Raw genomic sequence first — 23,189 nt, forward strand, 5'->3', positions numbered from 1 at the left:
CGCCGTGTGTATACATAAGCCGCCGTTTCGCGGCATCCGCGTGTCCGTTGTCAGCCTGGTCGACCGGTACGGTGGAGCGAGGAGGTCGACATGGCAGCACCCAAGCGTCTTCCGGTCGACCCGATCGCCGAAGCCAAGCGCCAGTGGATCGCCCATGGCTGGGAGGACGCCGCCGCGGGCATGACCGCCGTGACCTCGATCATCCGCGCGCAGCAGCTGCTGTTCGCGCGCATCGACACCGCTCTGAAGCCGTTCGGCCTGTCGTTCGCGCGGTACGAGATGCTGCGCCTGCTCGGCTTCACGAGGGAGGGACGGATGCCGATGGCCAGCGCCATCGCCCGCCTGCAGGTGCACCCGACCAGCGTCACGAACACCGTCGACCGCCTGGCCCGCGACGGTCTCGTCTCGCGCGAGCCGCACCCCGGCGACGGCCGCGCGGCGATGCTCGTGCTCACCGACACCGGGCGCGAGATCGTGGAGCGCGCGACCACAGCCCTCAACACCGAGGTCTTCGAGGATCCCGGGCTCACCGACGCCGACACGACCGAGCTCGTGCGGATCATCGCGCGATTCCGCAAGGACGCCGGCGACTTCACCGAGCCCCGTCCTCAGCCCGACCCCCTCTGACCGGGCGATCGAGAGCCCGACCGCCGGTCGTCGAGCGAGCGAGGAACGAGCGAGACGAAACGCCCCGAACCCGGCACAGTCCGCGAGCTCGAGGCGATTCGACTCGCAAGATCGCTCAATGACCGGGATGTCGGAGCCACATCAGCGCCCCTTGAACTCCGGGGCGCGCTTCTCGCGGAAGGCGGCCATGCCCTCCTTCTGGTCCTCGGTGTCGAAGAGACTCGCGAACACGTGCTTCTCGAGGCGCAGCCCCTCGGCCATCGGGGTCTCCAGCGCGGCGTCCAGCACGGCCTTCGCGGCGTACAGCGACGGGAGGCTCTTCAACGCGATCGCCTCAGCGGTCTTCTGCGCCTCGGCGAGCAGGTCGGCCGCGGGCACGACGCGCGAGGCGAGTCCCGACCGCTCGGCTTCCGCAGCATCCATCATCCGTCCCGTGAGGATGAGCTCGGCGGCCTTGTAGTAGCCGACCGCGCGGATGAGGCGCTGCGAGCCGCCCATGCCGGGGATCACGCCGAGGTTGATCTCGGGCTGCCCGAACTTCGCGGTGTCGGCCGCGAGGATGATGTCGCACATCATCGCGAGCTCGCACCCGCCGCCGAGCGCGTAGCCCGAGACGGCCGCGATCACCGGCGTGCGCACGGCGGCGAACTGCGTCCAGCCGCCGAAGTGGTCGCCCATCAGCATCTCGAGCCCGTTCTTGGACTCCATCTCCTTGATGTCGGCGCCCGCGGCGAACGCGCGCTCCGAGCCGGTCACGACGATCGCGCCGATCCCCTCGTCGGCATCGAAGACGGATGCCGCGGCCACGACGTCGCGGCACACCTGCGAGTTGAGCGCGTTGAGCGCCTCCGGCCGGTTGAGGGTGATCCACCCGACCCGGCCTCGCGTTTCGACGAGGATCGTCTCGTACTCGGTCGCCCGGTCCTCGGTCATCTCTGCTCCTTCGGTTGAGTCGTCCTGATCGTAAAGCCTCGGCTCCGCAGTCACTTCGTGCGGGTGTTCTTTGGATGTCGACGCACAAACTGACTGCGGAGCGGAGAACGCATTCGGGCGCCGACGGCGGGCCCCGTACTGAGCGGGCGGCACCGCAGAAGCGACCGCGGGGGGCAGGGGGCGGGGGTCAGTCTGAGAACTCGCGGATCGAGTTGATGATGCCGGAGAAGTCCTGGCCCGCGCCGGGGCCGTCCGCGTAGTGGGCGTAGATCTCGCGCGCGAGCATGCCCATGCGGGCATCCACCCCGGTGAGCTCGATCGCCTGCTCGGCGAGCCCCAGGTCCTTGTTCATGAGGGCGCCCGCGAAGCCCGGCTGGTAGTCGCGGTTCGCGGGACTCGTCGGCACCGGACCCGGCACGGGGCAGTTCGTCGTCAGCGCCCAGCACTGGCCCGACGCGTTCGACGCGACGTCGAAGAGGGCCTGGTGCGACAGTCCCAGCCGCTCCCCCAGCACGAACGCCTCGGCCACCGCGATCTGCGACACCGCGAGGATCATGTTGTTGCAGACCTTCGCGGCCTGGCCGAGCCCGGCACCTCCGCAGTGCACGACGCGGCGGCCCATCGCCTCGAGGAGGGGCCGTGCCGCCTCGAAGTCGACGTCCGTGCCGCCGACCATGAACGCGAGCGTGGCGTTCTCGGCGCCGACGACCCCGCCCGACACCGGGGCGTCGAGCGAGCGGTGCCCGGCGGCCTCGGCGAGCGCGTGCGCGGCGCGCGCCTCGTCCACGGCGATCGTCGAGCAGTCGATGAACAGCGCTCCGGATGCTGCGACCCCGAGGAGTCCCGGTGCCCCGCCGGAGCCCCGATAGGCCTCGAGCACCTGCGCGCCGGTCTGGAACATCGTGATGACGACGTCCGCGGCGGTGGCGGCATCCGTCCCCGAATCCGCGACGGTCAGCCCCGCCTCGCGCGCCGCGTCGACCGCGGCGGGGAAGACGTCGAAGCCGACGACCTCGTGTCCGCTGCCGGCGAGATTCCGCGCCATGGGCAGGCCCATATGGCCGAGCCCCAGGAATGCGACCTTCATGTCGGACCTCCTCGTCCTGAGATCGTCAGTGCGCGAGCAGCTGGCGGCCGATGATCACGCGCATGATCTCGTTCGTCCCCTCCAGGATCTGATGCACACGCAGATCGCGCACCACCTTCTCGATCCCGTACTCGTGGAGGTAACCGTAGCCGCCGTGCAGCTGCAGCGCCTGGTTCGCGACGGTGAAGCCTGCGTCCGTGGCGAACCGCTTGGCCATCGCGCACTGCATGGAGGCGTCGGGTGCCTTCGCGTCGAGGGCGGCGGCGGCATCGCGCACCAACGCCCGCGCCGCGCGCAGCTCGGTGGCCATGTCGGCGAGCGCGAACACCACGGCCTGCTTCTCGGCGAGCGGCTCGCCGAACGTGAAGCGCTCGTGCACGTAGGTCACCGCGCGGTCGAGGGCCCACTGCGCGCCGCCCAGCGAGCACGCGGCGATGTTGATGCGGCCGCCGTCGAGCGCCGACATCGCGATCTTGAACCCCTGGCCCTCGCCGCCGAGGATGTTCGCGACGGGCACGCGCACCTCGTCGAGGATCACCTGCCGCGTCGGCTGGGCGTTCCAGCCCATCTTGTGCTCGAGCTGCCCGAACGACAGCCCGGCGGTCTCGGCCGGCACGAGGAACGCGGTGATGCCGCGGGCGCCGGCATCGGCATCCGTGCGGGCCATGACGATGTAGACGGATGCCTCGCCCCCGCCGGAGATGAACTGCTTGACTCCGGTCAGCACGTACTCGTCGCCCGACCGGATCGCGCTCGTGGCGATCGCGGCGGCGTCGGACCCTGCACCCGGCTCGGTGAGGCAGTAGCTGCCGAAGCCCTGCATCGAGGTCAGGAGCGGAAGCCACTCCTGGCGCTGAGCGTCGGTGGCGTACGTGTCGATCATCCACGCCACCATGTTGTGGATCGAGATGTAGGCGGCGATGGCGGGGTCGCCCTTCGCCAGCTCCTCGAAGATCGCGGCCGCATCGGAGCGCGAAAGGCCCGAGCCCCCGACATCCTCGCGGACGTAGATGCCGCCGAGACCGAGCTCGCCGCCGAGACCCAGCGTCTCGCGAGGGAAGTGCGATGCCCTGTCCCACTCCAGCGCGTGCGGCGCGAGTTCGGACTGCGCGAAATCGCGCACGGCTTCGATGATGGCGGCGCGCTCGTCCTCGCTGATGGCGACGGGAGCGAGCACGGGGACAGGGGTGGCGTCCATTACGTCTCTCCGGTGAGTCAGGGTGACGGCTTCGTCACGACTTCCAGAATACTAGGACATCCATGTAATTGCTCGGTAATCCGTGCACCCTGGTCGTCGTATCCCGTTCACCCTTGGGTCACCTTCGCTAGAGAGGCTCGAACCGATTCGGTCTGGACGCTGGGTTCCGTTCCGTGTCGCACCCGTCACCCCCTCAAGAGGACACGCATGCCTTCGCATCTTCTCCGCCGCGCCGTCGCGTTCACCGCGACGACCGCGGCCGTCTGCGCGCTCGCGCTGACCAGCAGCACCGCGGCATCCGCCGCGCTCGTTCCGGACTACTTCAGCGACTCCGCCCCGAACGCCGCACTCGCGCTGACCCCGCTCGGCACCCACGAGTCCGGCGTCTACGGGGAGTCCGCCGCCGAGATCGTCCAGGCCTACCGCGACCGTCTGTTCGTGGTCAACGCGCAGGCCGGCACGGTGGTCGTGCTCGACAACACCGACCCCGAGCACCCGACCGAGCTGTTCTCGATCGCCTCGACGGGCGTCGCGAACTCCCTCGCCGTCCGCGACGACGGACTCGGGGTCGTCGCCTTCGAGGCCGAGCAGAAGACCGACAAGGGTCACCTCGTGTTCTTCGACGCGAACAAGGACTCGGCCGAAGCAGCCGTGCTCGGAGAGGTCGAGGTCGGAGCCCTTCCCGACATGGTCACCGTCTCGAAGGACGGCAAGTACGCGGTCGTGGCGAACGAGGGTGAGCCTGCCGACGACTTCTCGCTCGACCCCGAGGGCTCGGTCAGCGTCGTGACGCTTCCGGCCGGCGTCGCCGCCCCGGCCCAGAGTGCGGTCAAGACCGCCGGCTTCGGCGCCTTCGAGGCCGGCGGCGCCAAGCCGCTCGACGCCAAGGTGCGCGTGTTCGGCCCCGACGTCGCGGCACCCGACCAGGGCGACAAGCCGCTCACTGCCAACCGCGTGAGCCGCAACCTCGAGCCGGAGTACATCACGGTCGACGGCAGCACGGCGTACGCGGCGCTGCAGGAGGCCAACGCGATCGCGGTCATCGACCTCACCAAGGCCGAGGTCACCTCGATCCTCCCGCTCGGGTACAAGGACTACGGCGCCGCGGGCAACGGTCTCGACGCGAGCGACCGCGATCCGCAGGGCGCTCCGACCGTCAACATCAAGACCTACCCCGGCCTCAAGGGCCTCTACATGCCCGACGGCATCCAGTCGTTCCAGGCGACCGTCGGCGGCAAGACCGCGACGTACCTCGTCACCGCGAACGAGGGCGACGCGCGCGAGTGGGGCGTGGAAGACACCGACTCGTACTTCATCGACGAGGCCCGCATCAAGGACCTCGGCAAGGACGGCCTCGCCGGCATCTGCGCGACCGGGCCGCTCTCCGAGATCGCGAACATCCAGAAGGACGACGTCCTCGGTCGCCTCAAGGTGGTCACCGACCTCGGCAAGGCCGACGGCGCCGACTGCTACAGCGAGCTGTACGCCTACGGCGGTCGCTCGTTCTCGATCTGGGACACCAAGGGCAACCTGGTGTTCGACTCGGGCGACGACTTCGAGCAGATCACGTCGCAGATCCCGGACCTGGTCTTCAACGCCAGCAACGACAACAACAACAGCAACGACCGCAGCGACGACAAGGGCCCCGAGCCCGAGAATGTCACGGTCGGCGTCGTCGGCGGCAAGATCTACGCCTTCGTCGGCCTCGAGCGCGTCGGCGGCGTGATGGTCTACGACATCACCGACCCCGCGGCAGCGCAGTACGTCACCTACGTCAACAACCGCGACTTCACGCAGGATGTGAAGACTTCCGCGGCCGGCGACCTCGGCCCCGAGGGCATCCAGTTCATCTCGGCGCTGCGTTCGTCGACGGGCACCCCGCAGCTCGTCGTGGGCAGCGAGGTCTCAGGCACCACCACCGTGTGGGACGTCGCGCAGCTCACCGCCTCGCAGCCCGACGTGCGCGTGCTGACGATCAACGACTTCCACGGGCGCCTCGTGCAGGAGACCGGCGGAGTCGCGGGTGCGGCGGTGCTCGCGGGCGCGGTCGACAAGTACCGTCAGCAGAACCCGAACACGCTGTTCGTCTCGGCCGGCGACAACATCGGCGCCACGGCGTTCGAGTCGTTCATCGACGACGACGACCCGACGATCGACGCGCTGGTCGCGGCCGGCCTCGATGCCAGCGCGGTCGGCAACCACGAGTTCGACCAGGGCTTCGACGACCTGGTGAACGACGTCATCCCGAGCTACGAGGGCGACGAGAACGCCGATGCGATGAGCGACTTCGCCCTCGGCGCGAACGTGTTCGAGAAGGGCACGGACGTCCACGCGCTGCAGCCGTACACGATCAAGACGGTGAACGGCACGAAGATCGCGTTCGTCGGCGTCGTCACGACGCAGACGGCCGGCATGGTGAGCCCCGACGGCATCGCCGGCATCGAGTTCCGCGACCTGGTCGACTCGGCCAATGACGCGGCGGCGGATGCTGTGGCGGAAGGCGCCGACGTCGTCATCCTGCTCGCCCACGAAGGGGCCGCGGGCTCGGCGCTCGAGGCCAGCCAGTCAGACGACGCGTTCGGCGACCTCGTCCAGAACGCCTCCGGCGACATCGACGCCATCGTCTCGGCGCACACCCACCAGCGGTACGCGCACGAGATCGGCGGTCGCCCGGTCATCCAGGCCCACCAGTACGGCACCGCGCTCGGCACGCTCGACATCGAGCTGACCGAGTCGGGCGAGCTCGGGTCGATCACCGGCGGCACCGTGTCGCTGTACGACTCGGTCGTGAGCCAGCACGTCGCGTACCCGCAGGCCGAGACGACGTCGATCGTCGACGAGGCCGTGAAGGTCGCGAACGAGAAGGGCCAGGTGCAGGTCGGCTCGATCACGGCTGACATCCTCCGGGGCAAGACCTCGACCGGCAGCGAGGACCGCGGCGCGCACTCCACGCTCGGCAACACCGTCGCCGACGTCTACCTGTGGGCGACGAGCGAGAACCCTGCCTACGGCGGCGCCGACGCGCAGATCGCCTTCATGAACCCGGGCGGCCTGCGCAACGACCTGCTGTTCGGCGACGACAACGGCGCGATGTCGTACCGCGAGGTCGCGAACGTCCAGCCGTTCGGCAACACCCTGGTCACGCTCGACCTGACGGGCGCGCAGATCAAGGAGATCCTCGAGCAGCAGTGGCAGCCCGACGGCGCGTCGCGCCCGAAGCTCGCCCTCGGCGTCTCGAAGGGCTTCACGTTCGAGTACGACCCGGCTGCCACCCGCGGTGCGCACGTCGTGTCGATGCAGTACCAGGGTGAAGAGGTCGACCCGACGGACCCCTTCCGCGTCGTGACGAACTCGTTCCTCTCGGCCGGTGGCGACAACTTCTTCTCCTTCGCCGACGGCACGAACGTGCTCGACTCGGGTCAGATCGACCTCCAGGCGACGGTGGACTTCTTCGCCGCCGCCGGCGGACCGGTCGCGCCGTCGCCCGCGAACCGCGCGTACCTGATCGGCGAGCAGCCTCCGGTCGAGGGCACCGACCCCGGCACGGACCCCGGCACGGACCCGGGCACGGACCCGGGCACCACCACCCCGCCCACGCCCGTGAACCCCGGCGGCAACCCGCCGGCGGCGGGCGTTCAGAGCGGCGGTGACTGGGCGCGGGTCGACGTGGGCTCCGGTCGCGTCGAGCAGGGTGGCACGCTGCGCGTCTCGCTCTCGGGCCTCGAGCCCGGCCAGACGGTGGCCGCGACGCTGTTCAGCGACCCGGTCGTGGTCTCGGGCATTCCGGCCGCCGACGCGCAGGGCCGCCTCAGCTTCACCGTGGCGATCCTGTCGCACATCGCGCTCGGCGACCACCGCCTGGTGATCACGTCGGCGGGTCTCGACCCGATCGAGGTGGGCGTCACGGTCGTGGCTCCCGGGGCCCTCGCCGCGACCGGCTCGGAGTTCCCGTGGGGCATCGCGGTCGGCGGCGCAGCGCTGCTGATGGTCGCAGGCTCCGCGCTCTTCGTGATCCGCAAGCGTCGCGAGAGCACCACGGACTGACACACCGCACACGAGGCGGCCCCCACCTCCGGGTGGGGGCCGCCTCTTCGCGTCACTGGTCCCAGACCATGAACGGGCGCAGTTCGAGCTGGCCGTTTCGTGCCATCGGATGCCGCGACGCGATCTCGATCGCCTCCTCCAGGTTCTCGACCTCGAGGATGTCGAAGCCGCAGATGACCTCGGCCGTCTCGACGTACGGACCGCGGCTGGTGAGCACCTTCCCGCCGCGCACCTTCACCACCGTGGAGTCGGCCTGCGGTGCGAGCACCTCGCCGATGACGCGCTTGCCGCTGGCGTCGAGCGGGTCGACCCACAGGTCGACGTCGGACTCGTCGGTCTCGGCATCGGGCTCGAGCGACGTGACGACGAACATCATGTACTTCATGGGGTGATCCTTCCGGTTGTGGGCGGCCGTCCGCCAGCCTCACTCCGGTCGTCGCATGACCGACGACGATGTCGACACTTCCGCACAGGATTCTCTCGGCGCGTCCTCACCGCAGCACACGCGACCGCGGCCGGCGCGCGATCGCACCGCTGATCACCGCCGCGACGACGCACAGACCGGCCGCCGCGAACCACGCGACGGTGTACTGCCCGGTCTGGTCGCGCACGATGCCGGCGAGCACCGACGCGATACCTGCCCCCACCTGGTGCGCGGCGAACACCCAGCCGAACACCAACGGCCCGCGGTCGCCGAAGATCTCGCGGCACAGCGCGATCGTCGGCGGCACGGTCGCGACCCAGTCGAGTCCGTAGACGACGATGAACACGACGATGCTCGGCTGCACGGTCGACGACAGCAGGCTCGGCAGGAAGAGCAGGCTCACGCCGCGACCCGCGTAGTAGACGGCGAGGAGGATGCGCGGGTTCACGCGGTCCGTCAGCCAGCCGGAGAGGACCGTTCCCGCGATGTCGAAGATGCCGACGACCGCGAGCAGTCCCGCGGCGGTGGTCTGCGGCATCCCGTGATCATGCGCGCTCGGGATGAAGTGGGTGCCGACGAGACCGTTCGTCGTGGCGCCGCAGATGGCGAATCCCACGACGAGGGCCCAGAACGCCCGTACCTTCGACGCATCGCGCAGCGCCCGCAGCGCCATCGCGGCGGCGCCCTCACCGCGCGCGGCGCGGACGGGCGGCACGGCCGCCCGCTCGACCGGAGGCGCGTCGGGCTCGCCGTAGCGGCCGACGCCGAGATCCGATGGCCGATCCCGCAGCAGCGCGAGCACGAGCGGCACCACCAGCAGCGCTCCGCTCGCGATGACGAGCGACGCGATACGCCACCCGTAGTCCTCGGCTGCAACGGCGATGACCGGCAGGAAGATGAGCTGCCCTGTGGCGCTGCCGGCGGTGAGCACGCCCGAGACCAGCCCTCGCCGCTTCGCGAACCACGTGTCGGTCACGGTCGCCGCGAACACGAGCGCCATCGAGCCCGTGCCCAGTCCGATCAGCAGCCCCCACGTGAGCAGCAGCATCCACGGCGCCGTGACGAACACCGTGAGCGCAGCCCCCGCTGCGATGAGAATGAGCGCGGTCGACGTCACCGCGCGGATGCCGAACCGCTCCATCAGCGCGGCGGCGAAGGGGGCGGTGAGCCCGAAGAGCAGCAGGTTCAGCGTGACGGCGACCGACATCTCGGTGAGCGACCAGCCGAACTCCTCCTCGAGCGGCAGCATCAGGACGCCGGGCGCCGCACGGAAGCCCGCCGCGCCGATCAGCGCGACGAGCGCGGTGGCGGCGACGAGCCAGGCGGGATGGATCCGACGGCCGCGAGGAACGGTCCCCACGCCCCCTCCACTCGCCGCTGGCGCGTCGAGCGGAGCTTGCGGGCGCGTGGGCCCGGCTGCCCCCTCCTCGCGCTCGTCGGCCCTGCTCATGCTGCAGCTCCCACATGCAGGCGGAAAGGCTGTCCGCCCATGCTGCGCCGCGCCCACGTCGTGGTCGTGGCGTCGAGAGGCAGGGCGCACGACGCGCACCAGTCCGCAGCATCCGCCACCGTCCCGCACCGCGCGCAGGCGATCGTGAGGCCCCACGGGCCATCGGGGTCGACCGCCTGTGTGAACCGCGCGTAGGCGTGCAGCACCGGGAGCGCCTGCGCACCCTTTTCGGTGACGCGGTAGCCCGACGCGCGGTCGCGCTCGAGGAGACCGGCGTCGACCATCCCGCGCAGGCGCCGCGCGAGAACGCTGTCGGCGGCGCCGGTCGCGTCGCGCAGCTCCTCGAAACGGGCACGCCCCGACAGCGTCTCGCGCAGGATCAGCAGCACCCACGGGTCGGCGAGCACGTCGGCGGCGTGGGCGATCGGGCATGTCGAGCCCGACCAGTCGGAGCGGAGCGGCATGGGCCAACTTTCTTGAAGAAAGCTCGCGCTGTCAAGTGGGCCGCAGAGATCATCCTCCGGGGGGACCCGTATGAGACTCCCGGCTGACGCGGCCGCGCGGTCCGCTCCGTAGCGTCGAAGGCATGGTCAGCACCACATCCACTGTCCCGGTCACCCGCCACCGCGAGCTGTCCACCGCCGCAGCACTGCTCCTCACGATCGGCGGCAACATCGTCGTCGTGACGATCGCCGCGATCGGAGCGGCAGGCGTCGCCGCAGCCGCAGTGGCCGTGTTCGGCCCGCAGCTGATGGAGCTCCTCTAGCACTGTCGACCCGCGGGGCGTCGCGCTAGCCTGCCGGGATGAGCGAGCGCGCCGTCCCGATCCTCCTCAGCCGCGACCTCGCCGAAACGCTCTCGTTCTTCGAACGGCTCGGGTTCGAGAACCGCGGTGCCCCGCCCGAGGAGTGGCAGTACCTCATCATCGGCCGCGGCGCGATCGAGCTGCACTTCTCCGAGGATCCGTCGGTCGACCCGCTGACCACCGCCTCGATGTGCTACCTGTACGTCGACGATGCGAGGCGGCTCCACCACGAATGGGCCGGCCTCGTCGAGCCCGACCCGCCGACCGGCAGTCGCATCGAAGCCCCGGTCGACACCGACTACGGCATGTACGAGTTCGCGGTCGTCGACCGGAACGGCAATCTGCTGCGCATCGGGTCCCCACTCCCCTGAGCTCGCGCCGAGCCGGCCTGACAGCTCTGCCGGGCGGAATGCGCCCGCCCGGCAGGACGCGTCAGTAGACGAGCACGGGGACGGGGATCGCCGCCCGCGAGTCCTCGTAGTCGCCGACGCCGGTGAATATCGTGCGGATGAGGTGCACCCCACGGCTCGAGAGCTTCACGTCGACCGCCACCTTGCCCTTCGCCGCCGCGGTGAGCTCGACGCTCGCCACGACCTTGCCGTTGTCGGTGATGGTCACCGTGCCGACCGGCGCGGACCCGTCGGCGGCGGTGACCCTGCCCGCGACGGTCATGCCGCCGCCCGCCTTGACCAGCAGCTTCGTCGGCGCGACGAGCGTCGTCGTGGCCACCGGCTCACGGTCGACCAGCACCACGGCGGACCGCGCGGGCACCGTCACGGTGCCGGTCGAGGCATCCCACGTGGTCGTCTTGACGACATCGTCCGAGCCGTTCGCGAGAGCCGGGGTCAGCGAGAACGAGCGACCGGCGAGCGACGAGATCGTCTGGGTCGTCGGCTCGACTCCCGCGTTGAACACCACCAGCGCACCCTCGAGTTCGGGATCGACGTCGTCGCCGACGAGGTCGTCGATGAGCATCGTGAGCACGCCGGGTGCAGCATCCGGTCCGCTGTTCGGGAACGTGACCTTCTCGCCGATCAGCTCGGCAGACCCGAGACGCAGCAGCCCCACCTCTTCACGCACGCGCAGCAGATCGAGAGCGGATGCCTCGGCCGTGGCGATGTCGGACGCCGCCGGCTTGTTCGCCGGGTTCGCGAGCAGGGGCTTCTTGATCGCCCACGACGTCTCGTTGTCGGCCGCCCGCGGCAGACCCGACCCGAAGGTCGACTCCTGACCGGTCCAGTCGATGCGGTTGAACCAGTCGCCCGAGTTGTAGCTGTTGCGGTCGAGTGACTTGGAGCGCAGCAGCTCGGTGCCGGCGTGCCAGAACGACGGGGTCTGCGCGAACGCCGTGGTCGCGAGCGACAGCGTGTTCATGCGGACGCGATCGGCCATCGTCGTGTCGGCAGGGAGCTTCAGCACCGACAGGTCGTACAGCGTCTCGTTGTCGTGCGCGTCGACGTACGTGATGATCTCGTCGGGCTGGTCGGCGTACCCGGCCGGCGAGCCGCGGTAGTCGAGCTCGTCGCCCGCCTTCACGGCCCCCGTGTGGTCGGTCAGCGTGTAGTCGCGGAGGTTGCCCGCGAGTCCCAGCTTCACGAGGTCGGTCTGGTGCGCGAGGTCCGCGAGGGCCTGCTCGGTCGTGCCGTTGATCGGCGCGCCGTTGGGGTCGGTGCCGAGGCCGGTGCCGAAGCCCTGCTGCTGGATCGTCTCGCCGGCCACGGGGCTGCCGCCGTGGACAGCGTCGCGCAGGCGGTCACTGAACGTTCCGATGCCGGTGCCGCCGAGCTGCCCCTGCGTGGCCTGCTCGAAGAGGGCGTTGTTCGCGACCTCGCCGAAGTTCCAGCCCTCGCCGTAGAGGTAGATCGCCGTGCCGTCCACGCCGTCGCCCTTGAGCGTGAGCTCGTCGAGCGCGGCGCGGATCGCGAGCATGTTCTCCTTCGAGTGGTGGCCCATGAGGTCGAAGCGGAAGCCGTCGACCTTGTACTCGCGGGCCCAGGTCACGACCGAGTCGACCATGAGCTTCTGAGCGACCTCATGCTCGGTGGCCACGTTCTGGCAGCACGTCGAGGTCTCGACACCTCCGGCGAGGTTGAGGCGCTGGTAGTAGCCGGGCACGACCTGGTCGAGCACCGACGTCGGCGCCTGTCCCGAGGCCGACGTGTGGTTGAACACCTGGTCGAGCACGACCTGCAGGCCCATGCCGTGCAGCGCGCCGACCATCTCACGGAACTCGCCCACGCGCGCCCCGCCCTCGGGATCGACCGCGTACGAGCCCTCGGGCGTCGTGTAGTGGAACGGGTCGTAGCCCCAGTTGAAGCCGTCGGCGTCGACGACCTGCTGGATGCAGGCCTGCTGCTCGGTGCTGTCGGCGGCGTACGACGCGAGGTCGCAGTCCGGCACGGCCTGCTTCGAGCGGTCCTCCTCGATCGTGGCGATGTCGAAGGTCGGGAGCAGATGCACCGTGTTGATGCCGGCGTCGGCGAGCTGGCGCAGCTGCTTCGTGCCCGCGCTGTCACGGGTGAAGGCACGATAGGTGCCGCGCTCGGCCTCGGGCACCGACTCGTCGGTGATCGAGAAGTCGCGCACGTGCAGTTCGTAGATCGCGCGGTCGACCGGGCGGTCGATCACGGGCGCCTTCGTCTTCTCCCAGCCCTTCGGGCGCCACTGCTTGTCGGCCAGGTAGACGGCGACGGAGCGCTCGGAGTTCGTGGTGAGCGCCACCGAGTAGGGGTCGGTGACCTGGTTGGTCTCGATCGCGCCGGTGGTCGGCGCGTAGACGACGACCTTCCACAGGTACTCGTCGCCCTTCAGCGCCTTGTCTCCCGCGACGCTCCAGACACCGGATGCCGCGTCCCACGCCGCCTCGTGACGCACGGGGTCGCCGTCGGCGCCGGCCTCCCACGTGAGCAGCGTCGCGCTCTGGGCGGTGGGCGCCCACAGACGGAACGTCGGCTTCTTGCCCTGGAACGTGACGCCCAGGTCGGCGTCGGCCACCCCGTCGGCGTACAGGTCGTCGAGCACGCCGGGGATCTGCACCCCGGTGAAGGCGCGGATCGTGCCGTCGGCGTCGCGCTGCGACACCATCAGCTGGCCGCGCACGAGGGCTGCGGCATCCGTCCCCTCCTCCACCCGCAGCGCGACGTAGTCAGCGAGTGCGGGGAACCGCTGCTGCTGCGCGTCCGTGAGGCCGCCGTCGACGTGGGTGAGCCCGATCGCGTCACCGCCGACGACCTCGCCCTCGTCCAGCGCGAGGGTCGCTGCCGTCGACGCGTGCAGCTGCCACGCGGCCTCGGCGGGGTCGGCGCCGAGACCGGCGGGCCAGGCGAGGGTTTGCTCGTCGATCCAGTGCGCGCGCTCCTCGCCGAGTCCCGGCAGTCCGTCGCCGATCTGCAGCACGTGGGTGGCCAGTGTGTAGCGGAACAGGACGGGCACGCCGTCCTCGGCGGTGAACGAGTAGTTCGAGCCGCCCGGCGTGCCGCCGACGCCGTAGTTCTCGGCCCAGCTCATGCCGTGCGCGACCTTGCCCTCGTACGCACCGGCGGGCAGGTCGAGGGTGAGCTCGTACACGCCGTCCTTGTCACCGTCGGCCATGAGGCTCGCGAGGCACTCGGGCGCCCAGTCTCCCGCGCAGCCGCTCTCGCTCTGGTGATTGCCCGGGACGGTCACGATGGGTCCCTCGGCCGTCGACTGCACGATGTTCGTGCGCGGGTCGAAGTAGAACGAGATCTTGCCGCCGGTGTGCGAGATGGCGATGTTGCCGCCTCCCGGAACGCCGTTCGCGCCGTAGTTGACGTCCCACGTGCCGTTGATCGCGGCCTTGTACTCGTAGTCGCCTGCGGGCAGGTCGAACGTGCCGGCCCAGATGCCGTCGGCGCGGAGCGTGAGCTTCGCGGCCTCGCAGCCGGGGGTCCAGTCGCCGGCGCAGCCCATCTCGGAGTTGAGGCTTCCGGGCACGGTCACCATCGAGATCGGCGACTCGGGCTCTTCGGGCACCTCGAGCGTGACGGCGTTGCCGACCGACGCGTACGTCGATGCGGCGGCGTGACCGCCGGCGGCGTCGGTGGTCACCGCGCGGTACTCGACGAGCGTGCCGTCCGCGAGGCCGTCGACGGTGTGGAAGACGCGCGGCTCGGTGTCTTCGGCCGTGCCGAGCGCGTGCCACTCGTCCGAGCCGACGACGCGCCACGCGAAGCTCGTCTCCTGCCACGTCTCGTCGTCGACGTCGGCCGAGATCGGCGCGGAGCCGGTGACCGCCGCGCCCGCAGCGGGCGCCGACAGGGTGATCGCGAGCGGCGACTCGGGTGCCGTGACGAGCGCGTTCGCCCGGTAGACCACGGCGGACAGCGCCGGGACGGTGACGGATGCTTCGGCCGAGGCATCCGTCGACACGCCCGCGTCGGTGCCGTACACCGGGGCGAACGAGGCGTTCGCCGTGAGCGTCGAGACGTTCACCGTCTTGGCGGCCGTCGTGTTGTTGAGCGCGACCAGGTACTCGACCTTCTCGTCGCGGTCGACGCGCGAGAAGGCGTAGACGCCGGCGCCGTTGTCGGCGTAGCGCTCGATCTGCGCGCCGGTGACCAGGGCCGGGTGAGCCTCACGCAGCGCGGCGAGGTCGGTGATGCGCTGGTAGACCGGAGACGTCGTGCTGTAGCGGTCGACCGATCCGGCAGTGGTGCCGTCGATCAGCTTCTGGTTCTGGTACTCGGCGACCTGCGTCGCGAACAGGGTCTGGCGCGCGTCCTTGTCGCCGCCGGTGCCCGCGAAGCCCTGCTCATCGCCGTAGTACACGACGGGCTGACCGCGACCGAGGAACATCAGGTCGTGCGCGAGCAGGTCGCGCTCGAGCGCGTTCGGCGTGGACTGCAGCATGTAGCCGACCCGGCCCATGTCGTGGTTGCCGAGGAAGGTCGGCAGCGCCGTGGCCGACGTGTCGGTCGTCGTGTACCAGTCGTCGCCCGCGTACAGGGACTGCAGTCCCTTCGCGCTGTTCCCCGCGGCGTAGCTGACGGCCGAGGACTGGAACGTGAAGTCGAGCACCGAGTTCATGTCGGTGTCGCGGACGTACGGCGACAGCTTCACGGGGTCGGCGTCGTAGACCTCGCCGAACATGAAGAAGTCGTCCTTGCCGAGCGAGTGCGCGTAGTCGAGCACCTCGGTGGTCCAGGTCTCCCAGAACTCGAAGTTCACGTGCTTCGCCGTGTCGATGCGGAAGCCGTCGATGCCGAGGTCGATCCAGTCCTGGTAGACGTCGACGAAGCCGTTCACGACGGTCGGGTGCTCGGTCATCAGGTCGTCGAGGCCCGAGAAGTCGCCGTACGTGACCGACTCGCCCGACCAGGTCGAGTCGCCGCGGTTGTGGTAGAGCGTCGGGTCGTTGAGCCACGCCGGCACCTTGGCGGTCTCGTCGTTCACGACGGGCGTGTAGGGGAACGAGGTCGCGGCGTCCAGCTCGGGGAAGGTGTCGGTGCCCGCGTAGTCGGCCGGGTCGAAGGCCGCCCCCGACGCGTCCTTGTAGGGAGCCGTCGCCTGGTCGATGTACGAGTACTGGCCCTGCGTGTTCGAGATCAGGTCGGCCGTGTGGTTCGTGATGATGTCGAAGTAGACCTTGATGCCCTTGGCGTGCGCCTCGGCGATCAGCGCTTCGAGCTCGGCGTTCGTGCCGAGGTGCGGGTCGATCTGCGTGAAGTCGGTGATCCAGTACCCGTGGTAGCCGGCGCTCGCGTTCGCGCCCTCGCCTTGCACCGGGTTGTTCTTGAAGCTGGGGGTCAGCCAGATCGCGGTCGTTCCGAGGCCGCCGATGTAGTCGAGCTGCTCGCGCAGGCCCGCGATGTCGCCGCCGTTGTAGAAGCCCTTGTCGGTCGGGTCGAACCCGGTGGTGAGACGGTCGCCGGCGAGCCCGCCCTCGTCGTTCGAGGTGTCGCCGTTCGCGAAGCGATCGGTCATCACGAAGTAGAACTGCTCCCGGCTTCCCGGCTGCCGCACCGGCGCGGCGACGAGCGCATCGTCGTCGGCCGTGTACCCGGCGCGCAGGCTCCTCGCTTCGACGCCGACACGATGGGTGTTGTCGTCGAACACGAACCGCAGTTCCGCCGGGCCGCCGACCGTCAGCGGGATGTTGCCACCGCCGCCGTTCAGCCCGTACGCCTCGTCCCACGCGTCGTTGACGGCGACCTTGTACTCGTAGGAGCCCGCCGGCACGGTGAAGTCCGCCGCGTAGACGCCCGCGGTGTCGGTGGCGGCGAGCTCGGTCGCCGCGCAGTCGGGCTTCCAGTCGTCGTCGCATCCGAGTTCGGATTGCAGGCTGCCGACGAGCGCGAACGTGCGCTCGGCGGCGGCAGCGGGCGCGATGGCGACCACTCCCCCCGTCACGATGAGCGCCGCCGCGGCAAGGCTGGCGGTGAGGATGCGGGCACGTCCTGAGGTCGACTTCGACACGGGAGCTCCTGGGGTGGGGCGGTGGGCACGCCGACGTGCCCGCGGTGCAGTTGTGCGGCCGACACTAACAGCGGAGTCGTGAGAATTGCAAGCGCTTACATCATGAGAAGGCTTTCATAGAGCGGATGCCGCGGGCCGAGGCATCCGTTCTCCTCCCGTTCACGCAATCGCTTGCAGCGGCGATCAGCGAATGCTCGGCATCACGAGTTGATCTCGCCGGGCCTCTATCGGCCGATCGCGGCGCACACTCGATGCATGTGGTGGAGCTTCCTCAAGGCACTCAAGGGCGGTGAGCACCGCGTCGCGCCGACGACGTGGATCGCCGCGACCGCTGCGGTCGTCTATGCGGTCTCGCCGATCGACCTGATCCCAGAGCTCGTCCTCGGGCCGCTCGGATTCACCGACGACCTCGGTGTCTGGAGCATCCTCGCCCTGCTCCTGGTGCGCGAGCACCATCGGTGGCAGTCCCGGCTGCAGGCGCCGTAGACCTCAGCCTCCGGTGCGGGCTCCGCCGGCGGGCGTGCGCCCTACAGGCGCTCGATGATCGTCGCGTTGGCCATGCCGCCGCCCTCGCACATCGTCTGCAGGCCGTAGCGGCCGCCGGTCGCCTCGAGGTACGCGACCAGCGTGCCGAGCAGGCGTGTCCCGGACGCGCCGACGGCGTGGCCGAGCGCGATCGCGCCGCCCCACGGGTTCAGCTTCTCGGGGTCGGCGGCGAGGTCGCGCTGCCACGCGAGCGGCACCGACGCGAACGCCTCGTTCACCTCGTACGCGTCGAGGTCGGCGATCGACAGGCCGCTGCGCTCGAGGATGCGCCGCGTTGCGGGGATCGGTCCGGTCAGCATCATCATCGGGTCGTCGCCGACCACGGCGAACGAGTGGAAGCGCGCCCGGGGCGTGAGGCCGAGTTCGGCGGCCTTCTCCTCACTCATGATGAGAGCAGCGGATGCCGCATCCGTGAGCGGCGACGAATTGCCCGCCGTGATGCGCCAATCGAGGTCGGGGAACCGGGCGGCGAGCTCATCGGTGCGGAAGGCCGGCTTCAGCCCGGCGAGCGATTCCACGGTCGTGCCGGACCGCACCGTCTCGTCGAACGCGACGGCCTCGGGGCCGCCGCCCCAGACCGGCACGACCTGGGAGTCGAACGCGCCGCGGGTCCAGGCATCCGCCGCCCGTCGATGCGACTCGGCGGAGTACGCGTCGAGCTCCTCGCGGCTGAAGCCCCACTTCTGCGCGATGAGCTCGGCCGACACGCCCTGGTTCACGAGACCATCGGGGTAGCGGTGGGCGACGCCGTGCGACACGGTTCCGCCGTGGGCGCTGGACCCGAGCGGCACGCGGCTCATCGACTCGACGCCGGCGGCGATCACGATGTCATACGCGCCGGCGATCACGCCCTGCGCGGCGAAGTGCGCGGCCTGCTGGCTCGAGCCGCACTGGCGATCGATGGTGACGGCCGGCACGGTGTCGTCGAACCCGGCCGCGAGCACCGCCTGCCGCGCGATGTTGAGGGACTGATCGGCGACCTGGCTGACGCATCCCATCAGCACGTCGTCGATCTGCCGCGACTCGAGGCCGCTGCGCTCGAGCAGCGCCGTGAGCACGCCTGCGACGAGATCGACGGGGTGCACCGCGCTCAGCGCTCCCCCGGGCTTGCCGCGCCCGGACGGGGTGCGGACCACATCGACGATGACGGCGTGGGGCATGAGAGACCTCCTGCGTCGAGCCTATGCCGGGTTCCCGGCCTCGGCTCCGCCCGCGAAACTCGGAGATTCCGGCGTACTCGGATCAGGCGCCGAGGGCCGCGGCCCTGTCCTGGGCGGCCTCGAGCAGCCGCGGAACTCCGTCCTCGAGGGTCGGGCCGAACGTGTCTCCGGGGCGCTGGCCGTCGAGCCAGCGGGTATACAGCGCCTCGCAGAACACAGCGGCCTTGAAGAAGGCGAGCGCTTCGTACCAGGGCAGCATCGACAGATCGAGCGGATGCCGCGCCGCATACCTCGCGACGAGCTCCGCGGTCTCGGGGAACCCGTCGAGCCGGGTGACGGGTGTCAGTTCGAGCGGCGTGGGTGCGGAGCCCGGGCGGGCGTAGGTCGCGGTGAAGTAGCCGAGGTCGGCGAGCGGGTCGCCGAGCGTGGCCATCTCCCAGTCGAGGATCGCGGCGACGCGCGCCGGCGCTCCGGGTGCGTACATGAGGTTGCCGATGCGGAAGTCGCCGTGCACGACGGCGGTGCGCCGGGTCTCGGGCATGCGCTCGGCCAGCCACGCGGCGAGCTCTGCCACCGCGGGGAACGAGCGCCGCGAGTTCACGTCCCACAGCGCCGCGAAACGGCCGACCTGGCGCGCGAGGTAGCCGTCGGGTCGTCCGAGCGCGGCGACCTCGCCGGCGTCGACGGGCACGGCGTGCAGGTCGGCGAGCGCGTCGACGGCGGCGAACCCGATTCCACGACGAGCGTCGGCGTCGTCGAGTGGCGGGGGCACAGCATCCGTGATGACCTCCCCGTCCACGCGCTCCATCACGTAGAACGGCACGCCCAGCACGGCGGGGTCGTCGCACTCGGCGACGATCACCGGCACCGGCACGCCCGCCGCGGCGAGCACGCGCTGCACGCGCGCCTCGCGGGCCATGTCGTGGGTGGACGGCGGATGCGGCGGGCGCGGCCCGCGCCGCAGCACGAGGTCGCGCCCGCCGTACGACACCGCGTAGGTGACGTTCGAATGGCCCTCGCCGATGCGCGCCCACGCGAGCGCTCCATCGCCGAAGCCGAGACCCCGCAGGTACTCCTCGACCGCGTCGATCACGAGCAGGGGCGGCCGCTCGAGCCCGGCCGCGTCCGTCGAGGTCGCCACCGCTTCGACACCGTCGGGCACCGCGATCACGGGATCACCTCATCGAGCCGGGCCGCGCCCGCCTCGACGTCACGGGAGCGAGCGGATGCTGCGCGTCTGGCGATCGCCCAGCGGTGGGTCTCGCTCGATCCGTCGTAGATCCGGAACGGACGCACCTCGTTCAGGTACTGGATGAGCGGGAGTGCATCGGTCACCCCGTCGCCGCCGCACAGCTGCACGGCACGGTCGATCACACGGAACACCGCCTCGGAGCAGTGCACCTTGGCGACCGACGACAGCACCTCACCCGCGCGGGCGTCGGCGCGCAGCATCCGTGCCGTCTTGTCGATGATGGCATCGGAGGTCTCGAGGTCGATGACGCTGTCGGCGAGGAGCGCCTGGGCGACGCCGAGGTCGCGCAGGCGCGAACCGAAGAGCTCGCGTGCGTTGGCCCTGTCGAGTGCGGTGTCGTGCGCGCGACGCGCGAGTCCGAGCCAGCGCATGCAGTGGGTGAGCCGTGCGGGGCCGAGGCGCACCTGCGCGTACCGGAACCCCTGACCCGGTTCGCCGAGCACGTCGTCGTCGGGGACGAGGCATCCGTCGAAGCTGACATACGGATGCCCGCCCGCGATCGCGCCCTCGATCGTGTGGATGTCGGGGCCGACCGTGACGCCCGGCGCGTCGAGCGGGAGCAGGAACATCGTCGCCCCCTCGTCCCAGCCCTCGACCGCCGGCGTGCGCGCCATCACGATCGCGAACGCGGCGCCGTTCGCCCCGCTGATGAAGCGCTTCTGCCCCGTGATCCGCCAGCCGCCGTCGACCCGCGCCGCCGTGGTCGAGAGCGCGCGAGGGTCTGAACCCGCGCCCGGGTGGGGCTCGGTCATCGCGAAGCTCGAGCGGATGTCGCCGCGCACCAGCGGCGCGAGGTAGCGCTCGCGCTGCACGGGCGTACCCGTCACGTGCAGCAGGTGCATGTTCCCCTCGTCCGGCGCCATGATGTTGAGCACCGCAGGGCCGATCGGCGAGTACCCGGCCTCCTGGAAGATCGGCGACCACTGATCGATCGGGATGCCGCCACCGCCGTACTCGACGGGGGCGTGAGGTGCGAACACCCCGGCCTCGCGGGCCGCGGCGCGCAGGCTGTCGCGGGTCGCATCGTCGAGCGGCGCGCCGGGCTCCGGCTCCGCCGGGAGGACGATCTCACGGATGAACGCCCGTGTTCGGCCGCGCAGGTCGTCGACCGCCGTCGGGCTCATGCGGTGCCCCCTGCGCCGAGCAGGCCGCCGTCGAGGGTGAGCACCTGGCCGGTGATCCACGAGGCGTCGTCGCCCACGAGGAATGCCACGGCGCCGGCGACATCCTCGGGAACACCGAGCCGGCCGAGCGGGTAGCCGGACGCGACCTCCTCCTCCCGCCCCTCGTACAGCGCGCGGGCGAACCGGGTCTTGACCACCGCCGGGGCCACCGCGTTCACCCGCACCCGCGGGGCGAGTTCGACCGACAGGGTCGTGGTGAGGTGCGCGACCGCGGCCTTCGTGACGCCGTACCAGCCGATGCCCGGCGACGGCATGGCACCGGTCACCGACGAGAGGTTCACCACGCTGCCGCCGTGCGCGCCCTCGCCGAGGCCGCGGCGCAGCGCCTCCTGGGTCCACGCGAGCGTCGAGACGACGTTGACCTCGAGGATCTTGCGCGCCGCACCGAGGTCGAGCTCGGCGAGCCGGCCGTAGACCGGATTGATGCCCGCGTTGTTCACGAGGATGTCGATGCCGCCGAACTCCCGGACGACGCGGTCGAGCGCCTCGGCCCGGTGATCGGGGTCGTCGGCGCCGCCCGCGACGCCGATCGCGGAGCCGTCCGGCAGCGACGCGACCGCCTCTTCGAGCTCCTCGGGGTGGCGGGCTGTGAGGCACACGCGCGCCCCCTCGGCGGCCAGACGCGAGGCGATCGCGAGGCCGATGCCGCGGCTCGCCCCCGTCACGATCGCGGTGCGTCCGTAGAGCGCTGTGGTCATCGTCGTCCTCGCTTTCCAGCGGCGTCGTCGCCGATGCGGCTACGGCGCCTGCGTTTAATCGTGCGTAAGAAATCCCACCGGCACAACCCTGTGATCCGGCGGGAAGCACCGGGTTGCAGCATCCAGTTTCTAATGCATAATAAAAACATGCTTCGCGGCGATGACGCCGCATCCGCGACACGGAGGTTCGGCGATGACGCTGAAGAGAGACATCTACGACGAGGACCACGAGCAGTTCCGAGAGGTGGTGCGAGCGTTCGTCGAGCAGTACGCCAGGCCGAACGCCGACCGTTGGAGCGCCGAGGGCAAGGTCGACCGATGGCTGTTCACGAAGGCGGCGGAGGCCGGCATCCTCGGCTTCGCGATCCCGGAGCAGTACGGCGGCGGTGGGGCCGACGACTTCCGGTTCCACGCGATCATGGGCGAGGAGCTCGCGCACAACCCGGTGTCGGACGGCATGGCGGGCATCGCGCTGTCGAACGACATCGTGATCCCGTACTTCACCGATCTCACGAATGACGAGCAGAAGCAGCGGTGGCTCCCCGGCATCGCTGCGGGCGAGCTCATCGTCGCGGTGGCGATGACCGAGCCGGGCACGGGCAGCGACCTGGCGGGCATCCGCACCTCCGCCGTGCGTGACGGCGACGACTACATCGTCAACGGCACGAAGATCTTCATCTCGAACGGACAGAACGCCGACCTCGTCGTGACCGCCGTGCGCACGAGCGACGACCCGCACCGCGGGCTCAGCCTGCTGGTGATCGAGACCGATACCCCCGGCTTCTCGCGCGGGCGCAACCTCGAGAAGGTGGGGCTGCACGCGCAGGACACCAGCGAGCTCGTCTTCGAAGACGTGCGGGTGCCGGCCGCGAACCTGCTCGGACCCGAGGGCGCCGGTTTCATCGGGCTGATGCGCAATCTTCCCCAGGAGCGCCTGTCGATCGCGGCCGCGGCGGTCGCCGCCAGCGAGGGCGTGCTCGAGCGCACGCTCACCTACGTCACGGACCGCAAGGCCTTCGGCAAGCCGATCGGGTCGTTCCAGAACACCCGGTTCGAGCTGGCCGACATGGTGACGGCGACCGATGTCAGCCGCGCGTACATCGACCGGTGCATCCGCCTGCACTCGGCCGGCGAGCTGTCGGCCGAGGACGCCGCGGCTGCCAAGTTCTGGACCACGGAGCAGCTCGTGCAGGTGGTGAACCGCTGCCTGCAGCTGCACGGCGGCTACGGCTACATGCGCGAGTACCGCATCGCGCGCGACTACGAGGACGCGCGCATCACGACCATCTACGGCGGCACGACCGAGATCATGAAAGAGATCGTCGGCCGGGGCCTCGGACTGTGAG

17 protein-coding genes are annotated in these 23,189 nt (G+C 70.4%); 6 read left to right on the forward strand and 11 right to left on the reverse strand.

Going from position 1 to position 23,189, the window contains the following annotated elements:
- The first annotated feature begins 90 nt into the window (after positions 1 to 90).
- Positions 91 to 627 (forward strand): MarR family winged helix-turn-helix transcriptional regulator, encoded by a 537-nt coding sequence (locus tag ASF40_RS18635; RefSeq protein ID WP_056371906.1) that lies wholly within the window; start codon positions 91 to 93, stop codon positions 625 to 627.
- A 141-nt stretch (positions 628 to 768) separates the two neighbouring features.
- On the opposite strand, the gene ASF40_RS18640 is transcribed toward ASF40_RS18635, so the two are convergent.
- From ASF40_RS18640 to ASF40_RS18650, 3 genes are all read right to left on the reverse strand, one after another.
- Positions 769 to 1,560: an enoyl-CoA hydratase-related protein gene (locus ASF40_RS18640; protein WP_056371908.1), complete on the reverse strand. Its 792-nt coding sequence runs from the start codon at positions 1,558 to 1,560 to the stop codon at positions 769 to 771.
- Between the two features lie 187 nt (positions 1,561 to 1,747).
- Positions 1,748 to 2,647 carry a 3-hydroxyisobutyrate dehydrogenase gene (mmsB, locus tag ASF40_RS18645; RefSeq protein ID WP_056371910.1) on the reverse strand — a complete coding sequence of 300 codons (900 nt, stop codon included), beginning with the start codon at positions 2,645 to 2,647 and terminating at the stop codon, positions 1,748 to 1,750.
- A gap of 25 nt (positions 2,648 to 2,672) precedes the next feature.
- Entirely contained in the window at positions 2,673 to 3,845 is a 1,173-nt protein-coding gene (locus ASF40_RS18650; protein WP_056371912.1) for an acyl-CoA dehydrogenase family protein, read from the reverse strand.
- Positions 3,846 to 4,052: 207 nt separating this feature from the next.
- Here ASF40_RS18650 and ASF40_RS20970 point away from each other — a divergent pair, with 207 nt between their 5' ends.
- Positions 4,053 to 7,889 (forward strand): choice-of-anchor I family protein, encoded by a 3,837-nt coding sequence (locus ASF40_RS20970; protein WP_082497197.1) that lies wholly within the window; start codon positions 4,053 to 4,055, stop codon positions 7,887 to 7,889.
- Positions 7,890 to 7,941: 52 nt separating this feature from the next.
- Here ASF40_RS20970 and ASF40_RS18660 read toward each other — a convergent pair whose 3' ends face one another.
- From ASF40_RS18660 to ASF40_RS18670, 3 genes are all read right to left on the reverse strand, one after another.
- Positions 7,942 to 8,274 carry a YciI family protein gene (locus ASF40_RS18660; protein ID WP_056371914.1) on the reverse strand — a complete coding sequence of 111 codons (333 nt, stop codon included), beginning with the start codon at positions 8,272 to 8,274 and terminating at the stop codon, positions 7,942 to 7,944.
- A 106-nt stretch (positions 8,275 to 8,380) separates the two neighbouring features.
- Complete coding sequence (locus ASF40_RS18665; RefSeq protein WP_082497198.1) at positions 8,381 to 9,763, reverse strand: MFS transporter; 1,383 nt, start codon at positions 9,761 to 9,763, stop codon at positions 8,381 to 8,383.
- Positions 9,760 to 10,227 carry a winged helix-turn-helix transcriptional regulator gene (locus ASF40_RS18670; protein WP_056371917.1) on the reverse strand — a complete coding sequence of 156 codons (468 nt, stop codon included), beginning with the start codon at positions 10,225 to 10,227 and terminating at the stop codon, positions 9,760 to 9,762. The genes ASF40_RS18665 and ASF40_RS18670 overlap by 4 nt, the downstream gene beginning before the upstream one ends.
- Positions 10,228 to 10,349: 122 nt before the next feature.
- Here ASF40_RS18670 and ASF40_RS18675 point away from each other — a divergent pair, with 122 nt between their 5' ends.
- Together ASF40_RS18675 and ASF40_RS18680 are read left to right on the forward strand one after the other, a co-directional pair.
- Complete coding sequence (locus ASF40_RS18675) at positions 10,350 to 10,529, forward strand: hypothetical protein (protein ID WP_056371919.1); 180 nt, start codon at positions 10,350 to 10,352, stop codon at positions 10,527 to 10,529.
- 38 nt (positions 10,530 to 10,567) lie between these two features.
- Positions 10,568 to 10,939: a bleomycin resistance protein gene (locus ASF40_RS18680; RefSeq protein ID WP_056371921.1), complete on the forward strand. Its 372-nt coding sequence runs from the start codon at positions 10,568 to 10,570 to the stop codon at positions 10,937 to 10,939.
- Between the two features lie 61 nt (positions 10,940 to 11,000).
- Here the strand turns inward: ASF40_RS18680 and pulA are convergent, their stop codons facing one another.
- Entirely contained in the window at positions 11,001 to 17,003 is a 6,003-nt protein-coding gene (gene pulA / locus ASF40_RS18685) for a pullulanase-type alpha-1,6-glucosidase (RefSeq protein ID WP_082497199.1), read from the reverse strand.
- Between the two features lie 255 nt (positions 17,004 to 17,258).
- Between pulA and ASF40_RS18690 the strand changes: the two genes are divergently transcribed.
- The gene (locus ASF40_RS18690; RefSeq protein ID WP_056371923.1) at positions 17,259 to 17,489 is read left to right on the forward strand and encodes a DUF1232 domain-containing protein; all 231 of its coding nucleotides are present in this window, start codon (positions 17,259 to 17,261) and stop codon (positions 17,487 to 17,489) included.
- Positions 17,490 to 17,530: 41 nt separating this feature from the next.
- Here the strand turns inward: ASF40_RS18690 and ASF40_RS18695 are convergent, their stop codons facing one another.
- The 4 genes from ASF40_RS18695 to ASF40_RS18710 all read right to left on the reverse strand — a co-directional run bounded on the left by ASF40_RS18695 (position 17,531) and on the right by ASF40_RS18710 (position 21,843).
- A complete protein-coding gene (locus tag ASF40_RS18695; protein ID WP_056371925.1) occupies positions 17,531 to 18,709 on the reverse strand; it encodes a thiolase family protein in 1,179 nt (392 codons plus the stop codon).
- 82 nt (positions 18,710 to 18,791) lie between these two features.
- Positions 18,792 to 19,880 carry a phosphotransferase family protein gene (locus ASF40_RS18700; RefSeq protein WP_056371927.1) on the reverse strand — a complete coding sequence of 363 codons (1,089 nt, stop codon included), beginning with the start codon at positions 19,878 to 19,880 and terminating at the stop codon, positions 18,792 to 18,794.
- A complete protein-coding gene (locus ASF40_RS18705; RefSeq protein WP_056371929.1) occupies positions 19,877 to 21,085 on the reverse strand; it encodes an acyl-CoA dehydrogenase family protein in 1,209 nt (402 codons plus the stop codon). Before ASF40_RS18705 ends, ASF40_RS18700 begins: the two co-directional genes overlap by 4 nt.
- Positions 21,082 to 21,843 (reverse strand): SDR family oxidoreductase, encoded by a 762-nt coding sequence (locus ASF40_RS18710; protein ID WP_056371932.1) that lies wholly within the window; start codon positions 21,841 to 21,843, stop codon positions 21,082 to 21,084. Before ASF40_RS18710 ends, ASF40_RS18705 begins: the two co-directional genes overlap by 4 nt.
- Before the next feature lie 193 nt (positions 21,844 to 22,036).
- Here ASF40_RS18710 and ASF40_RS18715 point away from each other — a divergent pair, with 193 nt between their 5' ends.
- Entirely contained in the window at positions 22,037 to 23,188 is a 1,152-nt protein-coding gene (locus ASF40_RS18715; RefSeq protein ID WP_056371934.1) for an acyl-CoA dehydrogenase family protein, read from the forward strand.
- Position 23,189: the final 1 nt, after the last annotated feature.

Source organism: Microbacterium sp. Leaf288, from assembly GCF_001422925.1.
Lineage (GTDB): Bacteria > Actinomycetota > Actinomycetes > Actinomycetales > Microbacteriaceae > Microbacterium.

Coding starts and splice junctions, on each gene's coding strand:
- ASF40_RS18675 (WP_056371919.1), top strand. CDS start 10,350: ATGGTCAGCACCACATCCACTGTCCCGGTCACCCGCCACCGCGAGCTG.
- ASF40_RS18715 (WP_056371934.1), top strand. CDS start 22,037: ATGACGCTGAAGAGAGACATCTACGACGAGGACCACGAGCAGTTCCGA.
- ASF40_RS18705 (WP_056371929.1), bottom strand. CDS start 21,085: ATGAGCCCGACGGCGGTCGACGACCTGCGCGGCCGAACACGGGCGTTC.
- ASF40_RS18665 (WP_082497198.1), bottom strand. CDS start 9,763: ATGAGCAGGGCCGACGAGCGCGAGGAGGGGGCAGCCGGGCCCACGCGC.
- ASF40_RS18650 (WP_056371912.1), bottom strand. CDS start 3,845: ATGGACGCCACCCCTGTCCCCGTGCTCGCTCCCGTCGCCATCAGCGAG.
- ASF40_RS18690 (WP_056371923.1), top strand. CDS start 17,259: ATGTGGTGGAGCTTCCTCAAGGCACTCAAGGGCGGTGAGCACCGCGTC.
- ASF40_RS20970 (WP_082497197.1), top strand. CDS start 4,053: ATGCCTTCGCATCTTCTCCGCCGCGCCGTCGCGTTCACCGCGACGACC.
- ASF40_RS18710 (WP_056371932.1), bottom strand. CDS start 21,843: ATGACCACAGCGCTCTACGGACGCACCGCGATCGTGACGGGGGCGAGC.
- ASF40_RS18640 (WP_056371908.1), bottom strand. CDS start 1,560: ATGACCGAGGACCGGGCGACCGAGTACGAGACGATCCTCGTCGAAACG.
- mmsB (WP_056371910.1), bottom strand. CDS start 2,647: ATGAAGGTCGCATTCCTGGGGCTCGGCCATATGGGCCTGCCCATGGCG.
- ASF40_RS18660 (WP_056371914.1), bottom strand. CDS start 8,274: ATGAAGTACATGATGTTCGTCGTCACGTCGCTCGAGCCCGATGCCGAG.
- ASF40_RS18670 (WP_056371917.1), bottom strand. CDS start 10,227: ATGCCGCTCCGCTCCGACTGGTCGGGCTCGACATGCCCGATCGCCCAC.
- ASF40_RS18695 (WP_056371925.1), bottom strand. CDS start 18,709: ATGCCCCACGCCGTCATCGTCGATGTGGTCCGCACCCCGTCCGGGCGC.
- ASF40_RS18680 (WP_056371921.1), top strand. CDS start 10,568: ATGAGCGAGCGCGCCGTCCCGATCCTCCTCAGCCGCGACCTCGCCGAA.
- ASF40_RS18635 (WP_056371906.1), top strand. CDS start 91: ATGGCAGCACCCAAGCGTCTTCCGGTCGACCCGATCGCCGAAGCCAAG.